This window comes from Rouxiella sp. Mn2063, assembly GCF_049319665.1.
Lineage (GTDB): Bacteria > Pseudomonadota > Gammaproteobacteria > Enterobacterales > Enterobacteriaceae > JBMOUD01.
Genome location: NZ_JBMOUD010000004.1, coordinates 391,707 through 415,934 on the forward strand (window position 1 = coordinate 391,707; position 24,228 = coordinate 415,934).

General features: G+C 47.9%; 19 protein-coding genes and 1 riboswitch. Of the genes, 7 read left to right on the top strand and 12 right to left on the bottom strand.

The annotated features are described in order from the left end of the window. The first annotated feature begins 38 nt into the window (after positions 1-38). On the top strand, positions 39-2,885 hold the full coding sequence (gene uvrA / locus ACL9RG_RS09300; protein WP_422792306.1) for an excinuclease ABC subunit UvrA: 2,847 nt from the start codon (positions 39-41) through the stop codon (positions 2,883-2,885). Between the two features lie 33 nt (positions 2,886-2,918). Here the strand turns inward: uvrA and ACL9RG_RS09305 are convergent, their stop codons facing one another. Then, positions 2,919-3,338 (bottom strand): secondary thiamine-phosphate synthase enzyme YjbQ, encoded by a 420-nt coding sequence (locus tag ACL9RG_RS09305; protein ID WP_422792307.1) that lies wholly within the window; start codon positions 3,336-3,338, stop codon positions 2,919-2,921. A 95-nt stretch (positions 3,339-3,433) separates the two neighbouring features. Between ACL9RG_RS09305 and ACL9RG_RS09310 the strand changes: the two genes are divergently transcribed. Further along, on the top strand, positions 3,434-4,420 hold the full coding sequence (locus ACL9RG_RS09310) for an MDR family oxidoreductase (protein WP_422792308.1): 987 nt from the start codon (positions 3,434-3,436) through the stop codon (positions 4,418-4,420). 68 nt (positions 4,421-4,488) lie between these two features. Here the strand turns inward: ACL9RG_RS09310 and ACL9RG_RS09315 are convergent, their stop codons facing one another. The 3 genes from ACL9RG_RS09315 to dnaB all read right to left on the bottom strand — a co-directional run bounded on the left by ACL9RG_RS09315 (position 4,489) and on the right by dnaB (position 8,434). Continuing rightward, positions 4,489-5,682 carry an amino acid aminotransferase gene (locus ACL9RG_RS09315; protein WP_422792309.1) on the bottom strand — a complete coding sequence of 398 codons (1,194 nt, stop codon included), beginning with the start codon at positions 5,680-5,682 and terminating at the stop codon, positions 4,489-4,491. 181 nt (positions 5,683-5,863) lie between these two features. Further along, complete coding sequence (gene alr / locus ACL9RG_RS09320) at positions 5,864-6,943, bottom strand: alanine racemase (protein ID WP_422792310.1); 1,080 nt, start codon at positions 6,941-6,943, stop codon at positions 5,864-5,866. A 78-nt stretch (positions 6,944-7,021) separates the two neighbouring features. After that, the gene (gene dnaB, locus ACL9RG_RS09325) at positions 7,022-8,434 is read right to left on the bottom strand and encodes a replicative DNA helicase (protein ID WP_422792311.1); all 1,413 of its coding nucleotides are present in this window, start codon (positions 8,432-8,434) and stop codon (positions 7,022-7,024) included. Between the two features lie 206 nt (positions 8,435-8,640). On the opposite strand from dnaB, the gene ACL9RG_RS09330 reads away from it, so the two are divergent. Beyond that, positions 8,641-9,624 (top strand): quinone oxidoreductase, encoded by a 984-nt coding sequence (locus ACL9RG_RS09330; RefSeq protein WP_422792312.1) that lies wholly within the window; start codon positions 8,641-8,643, stop codon positions 9,622-9,624. Between the two features lie 401 nt (positions 9,625-10,025). Here the strand turns inward: ACL9RG_RS09330 and pspG are convergent, their stop codons facing one another. Further along, positions 10,026-10,262, bottom strand: coding sequence for an envelope stress response protein PspG (gene pspG / locus ACL9RG_RS09335; protein WP_422792313.1), 237 nt, complete (start codon positions 10,260-10,262; stop codon positions 10,026-10,028). Positions 10,263-10,429: 167 nt separating this feature from the next. After that, complete coding sequence (gene dusA / locus ACL9RG_RS09340; RefSeq protein WP_422792314.1) at positions 10,430-11,437, bottom strand: tRNA dihydrouridine(20/20a) synthase DusA; 1,008 nt, start codon at positions 11,435-11,437, stop codon at positions 10,430-10,432. A 597-nt stretch (positions 11,438-12,034) separates the two neighbouring features. Here dusA and ACL9RG_RS09345 point away from each other — a divergent pair. Together ACL9RG_RS09345 and zur are read left to right on the top strand one after the other, a co-directional pair. Continuing rightward, positions 12,035-13,561: a phosphoethanolamine transferase gene (locus ACL9RG_RS09345; RefSeq protein ID WP_422792315.1), complete on the top strand. Its 1,527-nt coding sequence runs from the start codon at positions 12,035-12,037 to the stop codon at positions 13,559-13,561. 257 nt (positions 13,562-13,818) lie between these two features. Next, positions 13,819-14,328 carry a zinc uptake transcriptional repressor Zur gene (gene zur / locus ACL9RG_RS09350; protein WP_422792316.1) on the top strand — a complete coding sequence of 170 codons (510 nt, stop codon included), beginning with the start codon at positions 13,819-13,821 and terminating at the stop codon, positions 14,326-14,328. A 302-nt stretch (positions 14,329-14,630) separates the two neighbouring features. On the opposite strand, the gene lexA is transcribed toward zur, so the two are convergent. Beyond that, positions 14,631-15,239: a transcriptional repressor LexA gene (gene lexA / locus ACL9RG_RS09355; protein WP_422792317.1), complete on the bottom strand. Its 609-nt coding sequence runs from the start codon at positions 15,237-15,239 to the stop codon at positions 14,631-14,633. 104 nt (positions 15,240-15,343) lie between these two features. Further along, the gene (locus ACL9RG_RS09360; protein ID WP_422792318.1) at positions 15,344-15,712 is read right to left on the bottom strand and encodes a diacylglycerol kinase; all 369 of its coding nucleotides are present in this window, start codon (positions 15,710-15,712) and stop codon (positions 15,344-15,346) included. A gap of 127 nt (positions 15,713-15,839) precedes the next feature. Here ACL9RG_RS09360 and plsB point away from each other — a divergent pair, with 127 nt between their 5' ends. After that, on the top strand, positions 15,840-18,320 hold the full coding sequence (gene plsB / locus ACL9RG_RS09365) for a glycerol-3-phosphate 1-O-acyltransferase PlsB (RefSeq protein ID WP_422792319.1): 2,481 nt from the start codon (positions 15,840-15,842) through the stop codon (positions 18,318-18,320). A gap of 91 nt (positions 18,321-18,411) precedes the next feature. Here plsB and ubiA read toward each other — a convergent pair whose 3' ends face one another. The 4 genes from ubiA to pgi all read right to left on the bottom strand — a co-directional run bounded on the left by ubiA (position 18,412) and on the right by pgi (position 22,203). After that, complete coding sequence (gene ubiA / locus ACL9RG_RS09370; protein ID WP_422792320.1) at positions 18,412-19,281, bottom strand: 4-hydroxybenzoate octaprenyltransferase; 870 nt, start codon at positions 19,279-19,281, stop codon at positions 18,412-18,414. A 4-nt stretch (positions 19,282-19,285) separates the two neighbouring features. Continuing rightward, a complete protein-coding gene (ubiC, locus tag ACL9RG_RS09375; RefSeq protein ID WP_422792321.1) occupies positions 19,286-19,837 on the bottom strand; it encodes a chorismate lyase in 552 nt (183 codons plus the stop codon). 118 nt (positions 19,838-19,955) lie between these two features. Beyond that, positions 19,956-20,363, bottom strand: coding sequence for a phosphate-starvation-inducible protein PsiE (gene psiE, locus ACL9RG_RS09380; RefSeq protein WP_422792322.1), 408 nt, complete (start codon positions 20,361-20,363; stop codon positions 19,956-19,958). A 190-nt stretch (positions 20,364-20,553) separates the two neighbouring features. After that, entirely contained in the window at positions 20,554-22,203 is a 1,650-nt protein-coding gene (gene pgi / locus ACL9RG_RS09385) for a glucose-6-phosphate isomerase (protein WP_422792323.1), read from the bottom strand. Between the two features lie 244 nt (positions 22,204-22,447). Next, a riboswitch (Lysine riboswitch) is annotated at positions 22,448-22,638 on the top strand. A 163-nt stretch (positions 22,639-22,801) separates the two neighbouring features. On the opposite strand from pgi, the gene lysC reads away from it, so the two are divergent. Beyond that, positions 22,802-24,190: a lysine-sensitive aspartokinase 3 gene (gene lysC, locus ACL9RG_RS09390; protein ID WP_422792324.1), complete on the top strand. Its 1,389-nt coding sequence runs from the start codon at positions 22,802-22,804 to the stop codon at positions 24,188-24,190. The last annotated feature ends 38 nt before the right edge of the window (positions 24,191-24,228 follow it).

The following is a 24,228-nucleotide window of genomic DNA, read 5'->3' on the forward strand; positions in this document are numbered from 1 at the left end:
CGGCACGGTGAACTTTCAAGTTACTGCGGGAATGGTGAATGGATAAGATCGAAGTTCGGGGCGCACGTACCCACAATCTCAAGAATATCAACCTGATAATCCCGCGTGACAAACTGATTGTTGTCACCGGTTTGTCCGGTTCTGGCAAATCTTCTCTGGCTTTTGACACCTTATATGCCGAAGGCCAACGCCGCTACGTTGAATCCCTTTCAGCCTATGCGCGGCAGTTTTTATCCCTGATGGAAAAACCGGACGTTGACCATATTGAAGGCCTGTCTCCGGCGATTTCTATCGAGCAAAAATCGACCTCGCACAACCCGCGTTCTACCGTAGGGACCATTACCGAGATCCACGATTATCTGCGTCTGCTATTTGCCCGCGTCGGTGAACCGCGCTGCCCAACGCATAACGAGCCGCTGTCAGCACAAACCGTCAGCCAGATGGTTGATAACGTGCTGGCACAGCCGGAAGGCCAGCGCATGATGCTGTTGGCTCCGATCATTAAAGATCGTAAAGGCGAACATACCAAGACGCTGCAAAACCTGGCGGCACAGGGTTACATCCGCGCACGTATCGATGGCGAAGTCTGCGACTTGTCCGATCCACCGAAGCTGGAACTGCAGAAAAAGCACACCATTGAAGTCGTCGTTGACCGCTTTAAAGTCCGTGATGACTTGCAACAACGCCTGGCAGAGTCCTTTGAAACGGCGCTGGAGCTGTCTGGTGGCACGGCTGTCGTAGCAGATATGGACGATGCTGACGCCGAAGAGATGCTGTTCTCGGCCAACTTTGCTTGTCCGGTATGTGGCTACAGCATGCGCGAGCTTGAACCACGCATGTTCTCGTTCAACAACCCGGCAGGTGCTTGCCCAACTTGCGATGGTTTGGGTGTACAACAGTTCTTCGACCCTGAACGCGTGATCCAAAATCCAGAGTTGTCATTAGCCGGTGGTGCCATCCGCGGCTGGGATCGTCGTAACTTCTACTATTTCCAAATGCTGCGCTCGTTAGGTGAGCATTATAAGTTCGATGTTGAAGCGCCGTTCAGCGAGTTGGATAAAGACGTTGTGCAGGCTATTTTGCAAGGCTCGGGCAAAGACACTATCGAGTTTAAATACATAAACGATCGCGGTGACACCTCGATCCGCCGCCATCCATTTGAAGGCGTGCTGCATAATATGGAGCGCCGTTATAAAGAGACGGAATCCAGTGCAGTACGTGAAGAGCTGGCGAAATACATCAGCAATCGCCCTTGTGCCTCCTGTAAAGGAACGCGCCTGCGCGAAGAAGCGCGTAATGTATTCGTTGAAGAAACTACATTGCCGGAAATCTCAGATTTCAGCATCGGCCACGCGATGGATTTCTTCTTCAATATGAAACTCAGCGGTCAGCGTAAGCAGATTGCCGAGAAAATCCTCAAAGAGATCGGTGACCGCCTGAAGTTTCTGGTGAATGTCGGTCTAAACTACCTCTCGCTGTCACGCTCTGCCGAAACCTTATCCGGTGGTGAAGCACAGCGTATCCGTCTGGCCAGCCAGATTGGTGCAGGCTTAGTTGGCGTGATGTATGTGCTTGATGAGCCATCTATCGGTTTGCATCAGCGCGATAACGAACGCCTGCTGGAAACGCTGATCCATCTGCGTGACCTTGGTAACACCGTCATTGTGGTTGAACATGATGAAGATGCAATTCGTGCCGCTGACCACATTATCGATATCGGTCCGGGCGCAGGTGTTCACGGTGGCCAAGTGGTTGCCGAAGGTACCGCCGCAGATATTATGGCGAAAGAGGAATCGCTCACAGGTCAATATCTGAGCGGTAAGCGTGAAATCGCCGTACCACCGCAACGAGTGCAAGCCGATGCAGGTAAGGTACTAAAACTGATTGGTGCAACGGGTAACAACCTGAAGGACGTCACGTTGACGCTGCCAGTTGGCCTGTTTACCTGTATTACCGGAGTGTCTGGCTCAGGCAAATCGACGCTGATTAACGATACGTTGTTCCCGCTGGCCCAGCGCCAGTTAAACGGTGCCACCATTGCTGAAGCGGCGCCATATCGTGATATTCAGGGGCTGGAGCATTTCGATAAGGTTATCGATATCGACCAAAGCCCAATCGGTCGTACACCGCGTTCTAACCCGGCAACTTATACCGGCATTTTCACTCCGGTTCGTGAACTGTTTGCCGGTGTCCCAGAGTCTCGTTCTCGCGGCTATACGCCGGGGCGTTTCAGCTTTAACGTGAAAGGTGGCCGCTGCGAAGCCTGCCAGGGCGATGGGGTTATCAAAGTAGAAATGCACTTCTTGCCGGACATTTATGTGCCGTGCGATCAGTGTCGAGGTAAGCGCTATAACCGTGAAACGCTGGAGATTAAATACAAAGGCAAAAGCATTCACGAAACGCTGGATATGACTATCGAAGAAGCGCGAGATTTCTTTGATGCCGTTCCTGCATTAGCACGCAAGCTGCAAACTTTGATGGATGTTGGCCTGTCCTATATCCGTCTGGGCCAATCGGCAACCACACTGTCTGGTGGTGAAGCCCAGCGCGTTAAGCTGGCCCGTGAGCTGTCAAAACGCGGCACCGGCCAAACGCTGTATATCCTTGATGAGCCAACCACCGGTTTGCACTTCGCCGATATTCAGCAGCTGTTAGAAGTGCTGCATCAGTTGCGCGATCAGGGCAATACCATCGTGGTTATCGAGCATAATCTGGATGTGATTAAAACCGCAGACTGGATTGTCGATCTTGGGCCCGAAGGTGGTCACGGCGGCGGGCAAATCCTGGTGTCTGGTACACCGGAGACGGTCGCCGAATGTGCCGAATCCCATACCGCACGCTTCCTCAAGCCGCTGTTAGAACGCCACAGCAACAAACAAAAATAGTGATCTCAACTCGCCTCCTCAATTCAGGGGAGGCTATTCCCCTTGCAAGGTAATCACGATGCGCCGCGCGCCACCGTGGTTACGATGCTCGCACAGATAGATCCCTTGCCAGGTACCAAGATTGAGCCGCCCTCTGGTTATCGGCAGCGTCAGAGTGCAACCAAGTAAGCTGCTTTTCAGATGCGCTGGCATATCGTCGCTACCTTCATAATCGTGCTGATAATAGGGTTCGTTTTCACGCACAGTACGATTGAAATGGCTTTCAAAATCCATGCGCACCGTTGGATCGGCATTTTCGTTAATGGTTAACGAGGCTGAAGTATGCTGCAGCAGGATATGGCATAAGCCCACGGAAAACTGGCGAATTTCTGGAAGTTGCTGCATCACCTCTTCGGTAACGAGATGAAAACCGCGGTTTTTTGGCTTCAGCGTTAACTCTTTTTGCACCCACATTCGTGCTATCTCCTCTTTCGTTATTCCACCGCAAAGTATAGCCTTGGGTCATGTCGTTTAATATGGATTACCCGTTTTCTACTCAGGAGCGAATAATGTTTCAGGCTATTTTAATAGAAAAAACAGATGATAAGAGCCAAAGCACGTTAACGCAGTTATCTGAAGATCAGCTACCGCCGGGCGAAGTATTGATCGATGTACACTACTCCAGCCTGAATTATAAAGACGGATTAGCCATCACTGGCAAAGGGCCGATTGTCCGTAGCTTCCCGATGGTTCCGGGTATCGATTTTGCCGGCATCGTCACCGATAGCAGCAACGCTGATTACGTTAAAGGCGATAAGGTGTTGGTTAACGGCTGGGGGTTTGGTGAACAGGCCTGGGGTGGTTTAGCTCAAAAAGCGCGTGTGGATGCCAAATATCTCACTCGCGTTCCCGAGAGTTTAAGCCTAAAAGATACGATGATTATCGGTACCGCCGGTTATACCGCCATGCTGTGTATTATCGCCTTAGAAAAGAACGGTGTAACGCCAGAAAAAGGTCAAATACTGGTAACCGGCGCTAATGGTGGCGTCGGCAGCTTTGCTATCGCGCTGCTGGCTAAATTAGGCTATCAGGTTGCGGCAGCCACCGGCCGCCCGCACGAGCAGGATTATCTGATCACCACACTCGGCGCGAATGAAATTATCGATCGTACAACCTTAAGCGAGCCGGGCAAGCCATTGCAAAAAGCGCGTTGGGCAGCGGCGATTGATTCCGTTGGTAGTTATACGCTGGCAAATGTCTGTGCCAGCATCATCGAGAGCGGCACCGTTGCCGCCTGTGGTATGGCGCAGGGAATGGATTTTAACGCCAGCGTCGCGCCGTTTATTTTGCGTAACGTCACACTCGCCGGGATTAACAGCGTAACTCGCCCAGCAGAGGAGCGCGATGTTGCATGGGCACGATTGGCACAACTAGTCAGCCGAGAATTACTCGATGCGGTCAGTCAGGAAATACCATTGGAAAATGCTATTGATGCTGCTGAGTGCCTGATCAATGGCGATATTCGCGGTCGCGTTGTGGTGAATCTACAAGAATAAGCCGATAAAAAAGCCGGGCACTCTATATTGCCCGGCTTGATGACATGCTATCTAACGCTTAGCGCCGCTTATTGCACTGCAGCAAAGGCTTCGGCGACTTGTTTCACGTTGTGGTGATTCAATCCCGCCATGCACATACGGCCGCTGGCAATCAGATACACACCAAACTCTTCACGCAAGCGATCGACCTGAGCGGCACTAAAACCGGTATAGCTGAACATACCGCGCTGTTGCAGCAGGTAATCAAAGTTACGTGTAGGCAACGCCACTTTCAGCGTATTAACCAAAGTCTCACGCATTTCAATAATACGTGTACGCATGCCTTCTACTTCTGCCAGCCACTGTGCTTTCAACGTGGCGTCATTCAATACGGTAGCAACAACTTGCGCACCAAAGTTTGGCGGGCTGGAATAGTTACGGCGCACGGTAGCTTTCAACTGTCCTAATACGCGATCGGCCGCTTCGCTATTTTCACACACTACTGACAGGCCGCCTACGCGCTCGCCATAAAGTGAGAAGATTTTAGAGAAGGAGTTGCTTACCAGCAGCGTGACGCCTGCCGCCGCCATCGCGCGGATGGCATAAGCATCGTCGTCCATACCAGCACCAAAGCCTTGGTAAGCGATGTCGAGGAATGGGATCAGCTCGCGCTGTTTCACCACTTCAATCACCTGATCCCACTGCGCATGAGTCAGGTCTGAACCGGTTGGGTTATGGCAGCAAGGATGCAGCAAGGCAATGCTACGCGCAGGCATCTGTTGCAGCGTGGCGAGCATCGCGTCGAAATTCACCCCAAGGCTTTGCGGATCAAAGTACGGATAGGTATGCACTTTAAAGCCCGCGCCAGCAAAGATAGCCACATGGTTATCCCAAGTCGGATCGCTGACCCAGACTTCGGACTGTGGGAAATAAGTTTTCAGGAAGTCGGCACCGACTTTCAATGCGCCAGAGCCACCTACGGTTTGAATCGTCGCAATACGCTGTTGTTGCAAAGCACTATGCTCAGCACCAAATAACAGCTGTTGCACCGCACCACGGTAAGCTGGCAAACCGTCCATTGGCAGATACAAGGAGGCGACCTGCGGCAATGCGTTCAGTTGGTTTTCAGCCGTTGCGACCGCATCGAGCTGAGGAATAATACCGTGTGCGTCGTAATAAAGACCGATGCTCAGGTTAACTTTCTTCTCTCTTGGATCCTTTTTGAAAACGTCCATCAGTGACAGAATGGGATCACCTGCATAAGCATCAACATGTTGAAACACGGTATTACTCTCCTGGGATTATTTTTAATGTCGAACCATTATCAGAGCTGCAATCAGCCAACCAAAATGGCTAAGCTCCAGCCTTTAAATATGCCGTTTACGCGGGTAAATATCGATAAAAAGATGCGGATTGGCAGTGAATTTTCATCAATTGCGGCCTGGTACACATATCCGAAAAAGATTACGCCTCTCGATATTCACGCTCCACGCGTGGCGTCAGGCGAGTGATCAATTCATAGGCGCTCATCTTAGCAGCGGCGGCAATCTGTTCAACAGGCAAACCGGCTCCCCAGAGAATCGCTTCATCGCCGACACAGTCTTTAGCATCAGGGCCTAAATCCACCGAGATCATATCCATCGATACTCGTCCCACAATCGGGACCTGTCGGCCATTGATCAGCACCGGCGTACCGCTCGGCATATCTCGCGGATAGCCATCGCCGTAACCTATTGCCAACACACCAAGGCGTGTATCGCGACCACTCACCCAGATACCACCATAGCCCACCGGCTCATTCGCCCGGTGTTCACGAATGGCAATCAGGCTGGTAGTCAGTGTCATAGCTGGTTGCAAACCAAAATCACGGGCATTGCCATCGTTTAGTGGTGAAACACCATAAAGCACAATGCCGGGCCGAACGACATCCAGATGCGCTGTGGGCCAGAGCAAAATACCGCCCGATGCAGCGATAGATTTCATTCCTGGTTTACCAGCCATAAATTGACTCAGGCAAGCAAGCTGCTCGGAAGTATAAGAAACCTGTGGCTCATCGGCACGGCTGAAATGGCTCATGATATTCACGGGCTGCACAACGTTCTTGCAAACGGTTAAGCGCTGGTAAAATGTCTCGGCAACATCAGGACGCACACCTAAACGATGCATACCCGTGTCGAGTTTCATCCACACATTAAGCGGGCTGGAAAGCTGGGCCTGCTCCAACGCTAGCAACTGTTCTTCGCTGTGAACTGCCGTATCAATTGCATTAGCGACTAATAGCGGCAGGTCAGCTGCTTCGAAAAAACCCTCTAACAGCAAAATAGGCTTAGTTATGCCACTGGCACGTAAGGCCAGTGCTTCCGACAAGCGCGCCACGCCGTAATAATCCGCCGCTTGTAAACTTTGAGCGGCTTCAACGATGCCATGCCCATAAGCGTTCGCTTTTACCACCGCAACGACCCGGCTGTTCGGCGCGAGTTGACGTATACGTTGCAGATTATGTCGCAAAGCGCGGCGGTCGATCACAGCCGTAGCGGCTTTCATTGGCGTTCCTTAACGAAAAAATTTAACGAGATGATGCAATACAGCGCCCTGACCAACAATGCAGACTGACCAGACCGATTAGTCCTCGTCGTATTGCGGACCGCCGTAGTTATCGAAGCGTGACCATTGACCATTAAAGGTCAGTCGCACAGTGCCGATTGGGCCGTTACGCTGCTTACCTAAGATGATCTGCGCAATGCCTTTTTCATCACTGTTATCGTGATACACCTCGTCACGATAAATAAACATGATCAAGTCGGCATCCTGTTCAATCGAGCCAGATTCACGCAAGTCGGAGTTAACCGGGCGTTTATCGGCACGCTGCTCCAGGCTTCGGTTCAACTGTGACAGCGCCACAACCGGCACCTGTAATTCTTTAGCCAGCGCTTTGAGAGAACGAGAGATTTCGGCGATTTCTAAGGTACGGTTATCAGACAACGAGGGTACACGCATCAATTGCAGGTAGTCGATCATGATCAGGCTTAACCCGCCATGCTCGCGGAAAATACGCCGCGCACGCGAACGTACCTCGGTTGGCGTCAGACCGGAGGAGTCATCGATGTACATGTTACGTTTTTCCAGCAAGATGCCCATCGTGCTGGAGATGCGCGCCCAATCCTCATCATCCAACTGACCGGTACGCACTCGAGTCTGGTCAACGCGCGATAACGAGGCCAACATACGCATCATCAGCTGATCTGCGGGCATCTCCAGGCTAAAAATCAGTACCGGTTTTTCCTGCATCATCGCGGCGTTTTCGCACAAGTTCATCGCGAAGGTGGTTTTACCCATCGAAGGACGTGCCGCCACGATAATTAAGTCGGACTTTTGCAGACCGGCAGTTTTCTTATCTAAATCGCTATAGCCAGTCGATACGCCGGTCACGCCATCATGCGGGCGCTGGAACAGCTCTTCAATACGCGATACCGTGCTTTCCAATACCAAATCGATGCTTTTCGGGCCTTCATCTTTATTGGCACGGCTTTCAGCAATTTGGAAGACGCGAGACTCGGCTAAGTCGAGCAGTTCTTCGCTGCTGCGGCCTTGCGGGTCGTAACCGGCATCCGCAATTTCGTTCGCTACCGAGATCATCTGACGAACAACGGCACGTTCACGGACGATATCTGCATAAGCCCCGATGTTCGCCGCACTTGGCGTATTTTTTGATAGTTCGGCCAGATAAGCAAAACCGCCGACGGATTCCAGCTCGGATTTCTGTTCCAGAGATTCCGATAAGGTAATCAGGTCGATAGGTTTGCTCATCTCTAGCAAACGCTGCATTTCGGTGAAGATAAGTCGATGTGGACGGCTAAAGAAGTCGTTACTGACCACCCTTTCAGCCACGTTATCCCAGCGCTCGTTATCCAGCATCAACCCGCCTAACACGGACTGTTCCGCTTCCAGCGAGTGCGGGGGAAGTTTCAATCCTTCCATCTGGCGATCGCGGGGTTGCTCGTTCGGTTTAGTCGTTGGTTTTTTTGCTGCTGCCATGAATGGATTCTTTCCTACTCTGAATAGCCTGCGTGGAAACGTCTGCCTGCCTGTTGCGACGAACGATAATAACGCGTCAGTATACTCAATTATATTTCCTTGTGATGAGTCATTTCTAAATGGTCTTAGCGACGGCACGGTTGTATCTAGATCAGGGTACTTAATTAGCGTAGGTTAAAATCAACACCAAACAGTGAGGAGCAGTGATGGCTAAGCGCATTCAATTCGCCACAACCGGTGGCCCGGAAGTCCTGCAATATGTTGATTATCAGCAACAAGATCCAACAAGTTCAGAGGTTCAGGTCGAGAATAAAGCGGTAGGGATTAACTACATTGATACCTATGTGCGTAGCGGCTTGTATGCAACTGCCTCCTTCCCCTCTGGTTTGGGAACTGAAGCTGCCGGCGTGGTCACTAAAGTCGGCAGCGCCGTCAGCGGGTTCAAAGTTGGCGATCGCGTGGTCTATGCCCAGGCAACACTTGGCGCATATAGCCAATTACACAATGTACCAGAAGATAAAGTGGCACTGCTGCCAGACAGTATTAGTTTTGAACAGGCTGCCGCCTCTTTCCTGAAAGGATTGACCGTACAATACCTGCTGCGCCAAACCTATCAAATCAAACCCGGCGAGATTTTTCTATTCCACGCTGCTGCCGGCGGTGTTGGTCTAATTGCCTCGCAATGGGCAAAAGCGCTGGGTGCAAAGTTGATAGGTACCGTCGGTTCCGATGAGAAAGCCCAACGTGCTAAACAGGCTGGTGCCTGGGAAACCATTAACTATCAAAAAGAAGACATTGCCAGCCGCGTTGCAGAGTTAACGCAAGGTAAAAAAGTTGCCGTGGTTTACGATTCGGTGGGTAAAAGTACTTGGCAGGATTCTTTAAACAGCTTGCAACGGCGCGGCTTGTTAGTGAGCTTTGGCAATGCTTCCGGTCCAGTAACGGGTATTGACCTGGCAATCCTTAACCAGAAAGGCTCACTGTATGTGACACGCCCTTCGCTCAATGGATACATCACCAACCGCGATCAATTGACGGCTGCCAGCCATGAGTTGTTCTCATTAATTGCCAGTGGCGATATTAAAATTGATGTGCCGGAGACGCAAAAATTTGCCTTAGCCGATGCGCAGAAGGCGCATGAACTGCTAGAAAGCCGTGCAACACAGGGTTCCAGCCTGCTGATCCCTTGATGCAAAAATGCAAAAAGGCTCCGATTAAGGAGCCTTTTTGTTGTCTTATATTCAATCTTACTAACTTGCTAGTTCAAATGAATGAAAGACCTTACTGCTTATTTGTAGGTTACTGCGAGGTCGATTTGCAGATGGTGTCGCTTAAGCAACTATTTTGTATCTTGCAAACCGGATGAAAATGTTTGTCCAAGCAATGAAACGTATCCTAACAGCCTAGAATGTTAAAAAATATGGTTAAGCGCTAAGAATAGCGTTTTATGTTCTAAGCTGTGATCCATTGCACATAAGTAAAAGTTATCTCTACAAATTTGCCCCTATGTGTAATAGGGAAAACTGTTTACCTTATGAAAAATAGCCTTTTTATCCATAGCTGCTTTATATTCACCGCGCTTATTTGCATCTCAAGGCAAGCGTCTGCCTTTATAACGAGGCAATTCAGGCTGCCTGAAAGCACGATAAAGCCAAACCACTGCGACCGCCAATACCAACCATGGCAACATTTTTATAACAACTGCCAGCAGGCCTCCCAACATCATTAGCGCAAAGGCCACCACGAGTGCCGCAATCATCCCCAACAGAGAAATGCCGGTCAGTAACAGCATAAAGAAAAAGCCCAAAACAAATAAAATTTCCAACATGGCGTGCTCCTCAGGTGCAAAAAATTACACGTTATAACCATGCAAGGTATTACAAGAAACATGCCAGAAGAGATGAAAATATAGTGCGTTGATTTATAAGAAGTTACCGCTTATTTATTCTATAAACAAACAAGCGGAGTTGGTCAGGTTGACTAACAGATAGTGAATTACACTTCGAGCGGCGATTTTTTCGGCTGTGCAACCAGCGATAGCGCCTGTTCAACCACATCAATACCGGCGCCTGGTTTATGCGCATTCTCACTCAAATGGCGACGCCATTGACGCGCACCCGGAATACTTTGGAATATGCCGAGAATATGGCGAGTGATATGGCCTAAATACGTACCTTTGGATAACTCTGCCTCAATATAAGGATAGAGCGCCCGGATAGCCTCTGGCCCGGTTAACGGCGCAGCCGTCGAACCAAACAGTTCTCGGTCAACGTCGAGCAGAATACCTGGGTTCTGATAAACCTCGCGTCCTAGCATCACGCCATCCATATGTTCGAGGTGCTGTTTCGCTTCATCTAGTGTTTTAATGCCGCCATTGATCGCCATCGTCAGGTGAGAGAAATCACGTTTGAGCTGATACACACGCGGATAATCTAGCGGTGGCACTTCACGGTTCTCTTTTGGGCTCAGGCCAGACAACCAGGCTTTGCGAGCATGAATAATAAAGGTGTCACAACCACCGCGTTCAGAGACTTGGCCGATGAAATCGCATAGGAATTCATAGCTGTCCATATCGTCAATACCGATACGTGTTTTCACGGTGACTGGAATAGACACCACATCACGCATCGCTTTGATGCAATCAGCCACTAATGTAGCCTGCCCCATCAAACACGCACCAAACATGCCATTCTGCACGCGATCGGACGGGCAGCCGACGTTCAAGTTGATCTCATCATATCCCCGCGCTTCAGCTAATTTAGCGCAGTGTGCCAGGTCCGCAGGGTTGCTGCCACCGAGTTGCAGTGCAACTGGATGTTCTTGTTCGCCGAAGGCCAGATAATCCCCTTTGCCGTGAATAATCGCCCCTGTGGTCACCATTTCGGTATAGAGCAACGCTTCACCACTTAATAGACGATGGAAATGGCGGCAGTGGCGATCCGTCCAGTCGAGCATCGGCGCAACGGAGAAACGCTGAGCGCTATATTTATCAGTATTTCCCACAATAACGCCCTTTATATCTAATGGTTTAAGTTCCATATCTTATTAATTTTATGAGTTATTTTACATCTTCTGATACTTACTCCTATCCATTTCATCAGGAGGCAGTAAACAGAAATTGTTGAGTTGGCCTATCATAGCATAGAGAACTGCCCTGGCGGTGGCACCTCACAATGATGGATTCATCATTGATATTGCTAACCCGTCATACCTTCAATATGAAAGGTTGTTAGCCGCAATGACTCGGCTCATCCGTGAACTTCGCCCCAAAAGGGCCGCTACAAGCAGCGATAAATCTGCTCCTGGCAAATTTATCGCCCATCCCAGTTATTTAGTTATATAAGCTCCTAAGAACTATCTCAGTTGCCGACTACCTGTAACTGAATGTTTCTTGGGTATAATAAGATTTATTATTTTTTCTACATCTGTTAATATGCGAAAACTTGTCCACCAAAGCAATAATACAAATAATTATTGCAAGACCATCATTTAAATATGCTGTTTTTTCAGCAAGGAATAATTAAAGATTGGTGTCGGGGATAATGTAAAAAACGAGCACGTTATTAGTGTAGATTCAATGGAATGAGAAGATTATTACCTATGGAAAGACTAAATGGCCGGTTTATCCTGGCCTTAGCGACAGCTATATTATTTTCAATTATTGTCGATACCTCTTTTGGTTATTCATTAAGAATAGGCTATGCAATAGCAGTATTTTCACTATTATTATCCACAGCAAAGCACTCTTTGTTATTCGGATTATTATTAATTTTCATCACTATAACCTCAGTACTATATAGCCCTATTGCATACATGTATGGTACACCAAGCATCAATATCATTGTATCAGCTCAAAACACAAATATTAATGAAAGTTATGAGTTTTTAAAAAACCTCCCTTTAATATACCTTACCCCAGCCCTATTGTTAATAATAACATCTTATATAACACTCAAAAATAGAAAGTCTCTAATAATAAAAAACAACACAATATCACTCGCAATATTCATATTAATAGTCATATTCACCCCACTAAAGAGTTACTTAAAGTCAGGAGTTTTACATATCCACGATGTGAAATTTACTTTATTTCGTTTTTGTAATGATTTTTATAATTCATATGAGTCCATTGCTTTATTTAATGAGAAGATGGTTTTTTTAAAGTCTCTGCCATCAGAATGGTCGCCATCAAAACCTAAAAATGATTACGATACTTATATAATAGTGATAGGTGAAAGTGCTCGTAAAGATTTTATGCATTCCTATGGCTTTCAAATAGATAACACGCCCTTCACAGACTCAATGAATGGTTTGATTTTCAAAAACTATATATCTGCTGCTGGCTCTACACAAGCATCGTTATCAACAACATTTTCACTTAACAAAGGCGATGAGATTGAACAACAAAATAATATTATCAGGCTTGCAAAAAAACAGGGGTTTTATACTTACTGGATTTCCAATCAAGGGAGTATTGGAGGAGATGATTCGATAGTTTCTTATATCGGACAACAGGCAGACAGTTTCACTTTTCTTAAAAAAGGTGAATATAACACACAATCGTTCCCTGATACTGATTTACTCGTTCCATATCAAGCTGCGATCTTGAACAATAATAGTAAAAAGAAAAAACTTATCTTTATTCACATAATGGGGTCTCATCCTAACTTTTGTGATAGAACCGATAATAAATATGATTATTTTTACGAAAATGACAAATTATCCTGTTATATTCAAAGTATAAAAAATACGGACTATTTATTGTCAGAAATCACCAAGATTGCTGATAGGAACAAGAAAAAATGGACCATGTTATACTTTTCTGATCACGGTCTAAGTTTTATGTCTGCCAAAGGAACTAGAAACCTCCAGCATAACGACAAATATAAACAGAACTTCCAAGTGCCTTTTATTGTTACTTCATATGATGCCAAAAGCAGAGTGACAATTGATCAACTACGCTCGGCATTTGACTTTTTAGGATTATATTTACAATGGACGGGTTCAACTGACCCATTATTACCAGTGGAATGTAATTATCTTTCCAAGATGAATTGCAAGAAACAAATAAAAATAAAAGATTTTAATAACAACGTTAAAAACTATATGTCACTTATTGACGAATAGCCAATTCATCAAAAAAGCCATCATCTTTGATGGCTTACATTTGCGCCTATATTTGTATGGACACAAAGCTGGCTTATATAGTGAATAATAAAGTCAATCGCTAATAGATTTATATCCTAAAGCCAGGCAGGCATAAGTCTCACTATGTCACAGAACACAAAAACAGAGTGTAGCAACCAAACTGTGTGTCGCCAGGGTATCGGCGATTGTCTCGAAACATGTTAAAATCTGAGCTTACTTTGTGCAGAGAGCAAATCATGAATTCATCCCACTCTGAAAACCTGCTTAAGCAAGCTGAACGTCTGTGCCTACAGCGTAATGTTCGGCTAACGCCACAGCGGCTCGAAGTGCTTCGGCTGATGATCCAACAGCCTGGGGCGATCAGTGCCTATGATCTGCTAGATTTACTACGCGTTGTGGAACCTCAGGCTAAGCCACCAACTGTTTATCGCGCGTTGGATTTTCTGTTGGAACAAGGTTTTATTCACCGCGTAGAATCAGCAAACAGCTATGTGTTGTGCCACCACTTTGAAGAGCCAAGCCACACTTCAGCTCTGTTTATTTGTGACCGTTGTGGGTTAGTAACTGAAAAAACGACGGAAGGCATTGAAGAACGTTTAGCCACGCTTGCTAATGATTCTGGCTTTGCTCTGCGTCATTCCGTCGTTGAAGCGCACGGTTTATGCAGAGAGTGTTCGGTAGTAGAAGCTTGCGATAGCAAAGAACATTGCGATCACGACCATAGTATTAACGTTAAAAAACGTTAGTTATAGGGATAATTTTCGCTAAGTGTCAAAATCGCTGATAATACGCAGCGTATTTGTTATACGGCACGTTATAAACGAAAACTCACCTTTTACCCGCCATATTTCAAGTTGTAGGGTGGTTGGCTGCAGTGACTCTGCTCATCCGCGAGCCTTGCCCCAAAGGGGTCGCTGCAAGCAGTGTTCAAATCTGCTCTTGACAGATTTGTCTGTCGATTGCCGCCTACCTTCATCTCGAAGTTTATTGGGTTTATTTACAAAGGTGAGTTCTATAACAGGAAACTAGACATTAATACCGCTTGGTATTAGATCCAGTTACCGTTGCGAATAACGCCAACCGCAAGCCCTTCAATACTGAAACTCTGCTCGCGAAGGTCAACCACGATAGGCTCGAATTCGCTATTTTCAGGCAGAAGCTGCACGGTGTTGCCTTGTTTCTTCAAACGTTTAACCGTGACTTCATCATCAATGCGCGCAACGACCACCTGGCCGTTTCGCACATCCTGCGTTTTATGCACCGCCAACAGATCGCCGTCCAGAATACCAATATCACGCATAGACATACCGCTAACACGTAGCAAGAAATCGGCGCTTGGTTTAAACATACTTGGATCGACTTGGTAGTGGCCTTCGATATGCTGAGTTGCCAGCAGCGGCTCACCAGCGGCAACACGCCCAATGAGAGGTAAACCTTCTTCCTCTTCCATCAGCAAACGAATACCACGTGAGGCGCCAGAAACAATTTCAATGACGCCTTTACGTGCCAGCGCTTTGAGGTGCTCTTCAGCTGCGTTAGGAGAACGGAATCCCAGACGCGTCGCGATCTCAGCACGGGTTGGCGGCATACCGGTGCTAGAGATATGATCACGAATAAGGTCATAGACCTCTTGTTGTCTGGTAGTTAATGCTTTCATTCCGCCCCCTGGTTGTTTATACAGTCCAGCTGTGAGTATATACAGCTAATCAGGCAATGAAAACCTAAGAGTGAATAAAAACAGGGATTAACCTGCGAGCCATCTCACAACCAGCGCGGTAATAAGATAGCCAACCAGGTAAAGACAGCAAAAATGAGCGTAATAAATACCGCAGCCGATCCCATATCCTTGGCACGCCCTGACAACGGGTGGATTTCCGGCCCGATTCGGTCAATAGCCGCTTCTATTGCGCTGTTTAATAATTCAACCACAACAACTAAAAGCGCGACGCCAATCAATAAAATGCGCTCTGTAGTACTCACATCGAGCCAAAATGCCAGTAAGATAGCGACAAGGACGACAATCGCTTCTTCACGGAATGCAGCTTCATGCTTCCAGGCTGCGGTCAGCCCTTTAAGAGAATAACCAGCGGCTTTAATTATTCTGGTTAATCCAGTCACTTGATTTGCCATAACTTATCCGTCCTAATTGGAAATTGCAGGTATTCTAGCCTGTATCGCCAAACCTATCACCACGGATCTCAATTCAAGTTTCTGGTATCCTTGCGGCGAAATTGCTAACAAGAGGCTTCATCTTTTTATGTCAGGTTGGCGTAGACTTTATTATACCCTATTGAATTTACCGCTAAAATTGCTGGTAAAGAGCAAGGTCATTCCTACAGATCCTATTACCGAGTTGCGTTTAGATACCACTCGGCCGATCGTGTACGTTTTGCCTTATAACTCCAAAACCGATTTATTGACACTACGGGCACAATGCCTGGCGCTAAATTTGCCCGATCCCCTTGTTCCTCTGGACATAGATGGCGTGCAATTGCCAAGCCACGTGTTTATTGGGGAAGGCCCGCGCGTTTTCAGCTATTACAAGCCGAAAGAAGAGTCGGTAAAACTGTTCCACGATTATTTGGACTTACATCGTAATAATCAGAATCTAGATATCCAACTGTTGCCGGTATCGGTAATGTTTGGCCGTTCCCCTGGCCGAGAAAGCCAGGAAACGCCACATTTACGCGTCCTGAACGGCGTGCAGAAATTCTTTGCCGTGCTGTGGTTAGGGCGAGACAGTTTCGTGCGCTTCTCCAATACTGTGTCCCTGCGCCATATGGCAACGGAACATGGCACGGATACCATTATTGCGCAAAAACTGGCGCGCGTAGCGAGAATGCATTTCTCTCGTCAACGTCTGGCTGCCGTAGGGCCACGCATACCAGTGCGTCAGGATCTGTTTAATAAACTGTTGGCGTCTAAAGCGATTGAAAAAGCGGTCGAAGAAGAAGCACGCAGCAAAAAAATCACCCATGAAAAAGCCAAGCAAAATGCTATCGCGCTGATGGAAGAGATTGCCGCGGATTTCAGCTATGAAGCCGTGCGTTTGTCCGATCGTGTTTTAAGCTGGACCTGGAACCGGCTGTACAAAGGTATCCACGTTAATAACGCTGAACGTGTGCGTCAGTTGGCGCAAGATGGCCAGGAAATTGTCTATGTGCCCTGCCATCGCAGCCACATGGATTACCTGCTGCTTTCTTATGTGCTCTACCACCAAGGTCTGGTACCACCACATATTGCGGCCGGTATTAACCTAAACTTCTGGCCAGCTGGCCCGATTTTCCGCCGTTTAGGTGCGTTCTTTATTCGCCGGACATTCAAAGGCAACAAGCTTTATGCAACGGTATTCCGCGAATATCTCGGCGAGCTGTTCACCCGCGGCTATTCGGTAGAATATTTTGTAGAAGGTGGCCGTTCACGCACCGGTCGTTTGCTGGAGCCGAAAACCGGTACGCTGGCGATGACCATTCAAGCTATGTTACGCGGTGGTTCGCGTCCGATCACGCTAGTCCCTATCTATATCGGTTATGAACACGTGATGGAAGTGGGCACTTACGCCAAAGAGCTGCGTGGGGCGACCAAAGAGAAAGAAGGCTTTATGCAGATGATCAACGGACTACGCAAACTGCGTAACCTCGGTCAAGGCTACGTTAACTTCGGCGAGCCCCTGCATTTAACGCCATATCTGAATCAAAAAGTACCGCAATGGCGTGATTCTATTGACCCTATCGAAGCACATCGCCCAAGCTGGTTAACGCCAACGGTGCAAGATATCGCCGACAAAATCATGGTGCGTATTAACAATTCGGCAGCGGCCAACGCGATGAACTTATGTTCAACAGCGCTGCTGGCTTCACGCCAACGTTCTTTGACTCGCGAACAGCTTACTGAACAGCTCGACTGTTATTTGCAGCTACTGCGCAATGTGCCTTATGCGCCTGATTCAACCGTGCCAGAACTCACGGCAAATCAGTTGCTTGAGCACGCGTTGAACATGAACAAGTTCGAAGTCGAGAAAGATAATATTGGCGATATCATTATTCTGCCGCGCGAACAGGCAGTGCTGATGACCTACTATCGCAACAATATTCATCATCTGCTGGTGCTGCCGTCATTAATTGCCAGTATGTTGATTCATCATCAAAAAATCAGTCAAAGCGAGCTGCTGCGTCAGGTCGAATTGATCTACCCTATGATGAAAGCTGAGTTGTTCATGCATTACAGCAAAGAACAACTCTCTGATGTGCTCAATGTCTTGACCATCGAACTGGCCCGCCAACAACTGATTCATCTTAATGGTGAAACGCTGTCGCTTAACCCGGCCCGTATTCGCCCACTGCAACTGCTGGCGGCTGGCGTGCGTGAAACGCTACAACGCTATGCGATTACGCTGTTCTTACTCAGTAGTAACCCGAGCATCAGTCGTGGAGCGCTGGAGAAAGAGAGCCGGATCATGGCGCAACGCTTATCGGTCTTGCATGGTATCAATGCGCCAGAGTTCTTTGATAAAGCCGTATTTACTACGCTGGTTGGTACGCTGCGTGACGAAGGCTATATCAATGATATCGGCGATGCGATCCCTGAGCATACCGGTGAGCTGTATAGCATTCTGAGCGATTTGATGTCGGCAGAAATTAAGCTGACCATAGAAAGTTCTGGTATGCCTTCAGAGTTGCCTCAACCTGAAGCACCGCTGACAGAAACCAAGATTGACGTTCGCGATACCGATCATTAATCGTTAAGTCGCAAATAAAACGCCCGGTGACAGCTCATGTCTACCGGGCGTTTTTTTATCTCTCTTGCCACGCGATTTGGTCGCCAGATTGCTACGCGGGGATGCTCATCAAGATACCGATAAACAACACCAGACCCACATAATTATTCTGGCGGAAAGCTTTGAAGCACGCATCGCGGTCGCGTTTAGCGGTCATTTTCTGCTGGTGAACAAACAGTGCACCTGATAATAAAACCGTCCAGTAAAACGCTGATTCCAGATGCGCTAGGTGGCCGACTGCGGCTAACAGCAACAGCATGACCACTTGCAGAATACCGATGATGATATTGTCATAACGACCAAAGAGGATAGCGGTAGATTTCACGCCAATTTTTAGGTCGTCATCGCGGTCAACCATTGCATACTGGGTGTCATAAATCAGTGACCAACAAATATTCGCGGCAAACAGTAGCCAGCAGACCAAAGGTAAAGACTGACTGACTGCAGCAAAAGCCATTGGGATTGCCCAGCCAAAAGCCGCACCAAGTACCACTTGTGGCAAGTTGCTAACACGCTTTACGAAGGGATAAATCCACGCCAGTGCTAAACCAACAAACGAGAGCAAAATCGTCATGCGGTTGAGCGTCAACACTAGGCAAAACGAAATCAGCACCAAAGTGATAAATAATACTTTGGCCTGCTTACCGGTGACAACGCCGCTCGCCAGTGGACGATTGGCGGTGCGCTTAACATGCCCATCGACTTTTCTATCGGCGTAATCATTAATGACGCAACCGGCCGCCCGCATAAAGAAAACACCAAGGATGAAAACAATTAGGATCGGTAACGGCGGCAGCCCGCCGCTGGCAAGCCATAATGCCCATAAGGTTGGCCACATCAGTAACAAGGAACCTATCGGCTTATCAATGCGCATCAGCCGACAATAATCACGCCACGGTCCTTGAGTGAAACTCTCTAGCATTACTTTATTCCCCTGCTTCTAATTGATCTGGCTCCACCTGATAGAGTGGGGAATCAGGAAGAAAAATCTCAGTGAGTAATAACGGTTTATCCGATAAGCGCAAACGTGAACGACGCGCCCAAAGCCCACGATCCTCAAGTGCGAGCACGCCAAGGTGAATATAGTCGCGGGTCAAATTATTACCACTAAATAGATAGCGGCCAAGCGGCACCGTACCTAAATCCACCAGCGCTTGATCTTCGCCGGTTAGCGTTTCTACCGGAATGACGGTACGTCCCAACAGAAAAGGTTGCCCATCGCCACAGAGCACAACTTCACGCAGCCAGTAACGTTCGCTTAAGGGGAGTTGCTGGGCTTCGTTCTCACCTAATTCCTGGCGGTTAATAAAGCCTTCAAACTGCGGTTCAATGGTTACCGTCACGCCATGTTGTTCAAAACGGCGGGTCATAGAGCCTATTTCCATAAGCCAGTCGATAACGTCAGCAGGAACATCTTGAGCGTCTTCTAGCCAGTGGATCGGTGGCTGTGTTGACGATGGGGTTGGTGATTCAGACATTGACGAACTCCGTAACGAGGCAAAACTGCCCTCGATTAATCATCTGCTCGCATTCTAACGCAGAAAGGCCCGGTGGTAATTGCCACCGGGGAAAAACATTCCTTCATAACATCATCTTTTATTCACGGCGTAATCTTTCACTATTAGCCAGGAAGAGTGTGATAACCAAGATCAGGATGGCGAAAGAGTACAGCAACGTATCTAAAGGGCTAGTGTGGTCGACAATGATCAAACGGATAATCGCCGTAATACCGATATAAATAAAATAGCGTAGTGGGAAGTGGTATCCCGAAGAAAAATACTTGACGATCAGTGCAATAAACTCGAAATACAGGAAGTAAGTAACGATGCCTTCGATCAATAAATAAGACGAAGACTCATCATTTTTAAGAAAAAGGACTTGCCCTAAATGATAGGTTTCTCGCCCAAGAAATAGCGTCAGAATAACCGTCAGGCCCAGTAAAAAAACATTCAAAATTTTCTGCATAATGCCGGAAAGCATCATTGCCTGTTTTGACCCTGCCATGTGATCCATATCCCATTTTTGTTATTAGTCTCGGCAGAATACCACAGCTTGTTTGGGGAAAAATGCTGAACCTGCTCATAAATCTGAATGGTTGGATTACTGTTTATAAACAAAAGGGCCAACTCAAAAGAGTTGGCCCTCAAGGCACTTTAGCTTATGACATCATTGTCTTAAAGAAGACATTGATGCATTACGCACGCCAGTTTTTGAAACGGTTAATCAAACCGTTAGTCGAGCTATCGTGCGCATTCACCTGCTCGTTGCCGGACAATTCTGGCAGGATACGGTTTGCCAGCTGTTTGCCCAACTCTACGCCCCATTGGTCAAAGGTGTAGATATTGAGGATAGCGCCCTGAGTAAAGATCTTATGCTCATACAGAGCAATCAACGCACCCAGGCTATAAGGGGTAATTTCACGCAGCAAGATGGAGTTAGTTGGGCGGTTGCCTTCAAAGACTTTGAACGGTGCAACGTGCTTAACGTCTTCTGGTTTTTTACCCTGCTCAGCAAACTCAGCTTCGACAACATCCAGTGATTTACCAAATGCCAATGCTTCAGTCTGCGCGAAGAAGTTAGACAGCAGTTTCGCATGGTGGTCGCCCAAGGCATTGTGGCTAATCGCAGGTGCGATAAAGTCACAAGGAACCATTTTAGTCCCTTGGTGAATCAACTGATAGAACGCATGCTGACCATTAGTACCAGGTTCGCCCCAGATAATTGGGCCAGTCTGGTAATCTACTGGGTTGCCGTTACGGTCGACGTATTTGCCGTTGGACTCCATATTTCCTTGTTGGAAATAGGCTGAGAAACGGTGCATGTATTGGTCATATGGCAGAATAGCTTCGGTTTCTGCACCGAAGAAATCGTTGTACCAAATACCGATCAGTGCCAACAACACCGGCAGGTTTTTCTCAGCTGGCGTTTCAGCGAAGTGTTTATCCATCGCGTGAGCGCCGCTCAGCAGTTTTTCGAAGTTCTCAAAACCAACTGACAGAGCAATCGACAGACCAATAGCTGACCACAGAGAGTAACGTCCCCCTACCCAGTCCCAGAATTCAAACATGTTGTCGGTATCGATACCGAACTCTGCCACGGCTTTACCGTTGGTAGACAGCGCTGCAAAGTGTTTAGCAACGTGTTTATTGTCACCGGCAGTTTTCAAGAACCAGTCGCGCGCGCTATGGGCGTTCGTCATGGTTTCTTGAGTGGTAAACGTTTTAGAAGCCACCAGGAACAAGGTGGTTTCTGGGTTCAATGGTTTCAGCGTTTCGGCAATATGGGTACCGTCAACGTTAGAAACGAAATGCATGTTCAGGTGATTTTTGTAAGGGCGCAGCGCCTCGGTCACCATGAAAGGGCCAAGGTCTGAGCCACCGATACCAATATTCACCACATCGGTAATGGTTTTGCCGGTATAGCCTTTCCACTCACCGCCAATCACGCGATCGCAGAAGCCTTTAATTTTTGCCAGTACCGCATTCACTTCTGGCATGACATCTTTGCCATCAACAACGATTGGCGTATTGCTGCGGTTACGCAACGCAACGTGCAGCACGGCACGGTCTTCAGTGCGGTTGATCTTCTCACCAGAGAACATCGATTTGATGGCATCTTGCAACTGAGTTTCTTTCGCCAGCGCCTGCAGTTTATCCAATGTCTCACTGGTAATACGGTTCTTTGAGTAATCCACCAGCATCTGATCGTCAAACGTTGCTGAGAATTTGGAGAAACGATCGGCATCTTCAGCGAAAAGCTGACTAATCTGCACATCTTTCATTTTATCGAAATGCTGCTGCAGCGCCTGCCAGGCAGCGGTTTGGGTAGGATTGATATTTTTCATAGCAATGCTCTTTGGCTGGAGAATGAAAGTAACGTTACGATTTTTAACTCAACTTTCCGGATTGTATCCCTTTATACGCAAGTTGAGATGCCTTTTCTTGCGATAGGTGATAACTCTGAAACATCATTACTAAAGATAATAATAGATAAACAAATATTAAAATGTCGTGAACACGCGGCCTAGACCGTTGACAGATGTTTAATAACCCGTTATTTGTAGGCGCCTAACTTACACCAATGTGTTGTAAGCCAGAAGAGGCGCGTCGCTCAGGCAGTGTATCGGAGGAACCGTATCCTACGAAGATGCATGATGGGGTGTGACGCCGAGGTCAATAAGCTCACGGAGGGCTGCTGATCGACCGCAGGGGCTGAATCCTCTGGGTTGCCACTGCGGATGCTTGAAGAGCATTCGCCAAGGTGGAGCGCTTCTGGGTGTATCGTAGTATCTCTACGCCTGCTCCCGTTTCCCGCGCTTCCCTTGTGTTACCAAATTTTTGGAATATTCCCAATAGACTTCGAGAGCAGCCTCTCTGCAATTTGAAGTATGACGGGTATGGATGGTCGCCAATAAATATGGCATCTCTTACACGAGGTTTTAAATGAATCAAGCAGCATCCCGCAACGTCAATCCGGCTCCCCTGACTCAATGGGTTGTAGCCAAGTTTGGCGGCACCAGCGTCGCGGATTTCGAGGCAATGAATCGCAGTGCCGATGTGGTTCTCTCTAATTCCAATGTACGTTTGGTGGTGTTATCTGCCTCTGCGGGTGTCACCAATCTGTTGGTAGAATTGGCCGAAGGTAAAGAGTCTTCGCGCCGTATTTTCCTGCAAGATGAAATTCGTCGAATTCAATACGCTATTATCGACAAGCTCACACAGCCTGACGTTATTCGTGAAGAAATCGACCGTATGCTCGATAACGTAGCGATGTTGTCGGAAGCGGCTAGCCTGGCAACTTCTCACGCCTTGACCGATGAACTGGTCAGCCATGGCGAGCTGATGTCCACGCTGCTGTTCGTCGAAATTTTACGTCAGCGCGCGGTGGCCGCCGAATGGTTCGATGTGCGTAAAGTGATGCGTACTACCGACCGCTTTGGCCGCGCAGAACCAGATACCAGCACCTTATTTGACCTGTCTGCTCAGCAACTGTTGCCACGTATACAAAATGCCATCGTGGTGACTCAGGGCTTTATTGGCGCAGAAGCCAAAGGCCGCACCACCACGCTCGGTCGTGGCGGTAGCGATTACACTGCAGCTCTGCTTGGCGAAGCCTTAAGTCTGGCACGCGTCGATATCTGGACTGACGTACCAGGAATTTACACCACCGACCCTCGTGTGGTGCCAGCGGCGAAACGCATTGACCGCATTGCCTTTGAAGAAGCCGCTGAGATGGCAACTTTCGGTGCCAAAGTCCTGCATCCAGCCACCTTGCTGCCTGCGGTACGTCGCGGTATTCCTGTTTTTGTTGGCTCAAGCAAAGATCCAGCGGCCGGTGGCACTATGGTGTGTAATACCACCGAAAATCCACCGTTATTCCGGGCGTTAGCTCTGCGTCGTAAGCAAACGCTGCTGACGCTACACAGCCTGACTATGCTGCATTCACAGGGCTTCCTGGCGGAAGTGTTTGGCATTCTGGCTCGCCATAATATTTCAGTAGATTTGATCACCACCTCAGAAGTCAGTATTGCACTGACGCTCGATACTACCGGTTCAACTTCTTCAGGTGATAGCCTGCTGACCACATCGTTACTGACTGAACTCTCTTCAGTATGCCGTGTGGAAGTCGAAGAGAATTTGGCATTAATCGCTCTGATCGGTAATAAATTGTCGCAGGCTCGTGGCGTGGGTAAAGAAGTCTTCGGCGTGTTGGACCCGTTCAACATTCGTATGATTTGCTACGGGGCCAGCAGCTATAACCTGTGCTTCCTGGTTCCTGGCGATGATGCCAATCAGGTCGTACAAACGCTGCATAAAAACATCTTCGAATAAGATTTTTGCCTCATTGCGTTTATTTAAAACGCCGTACG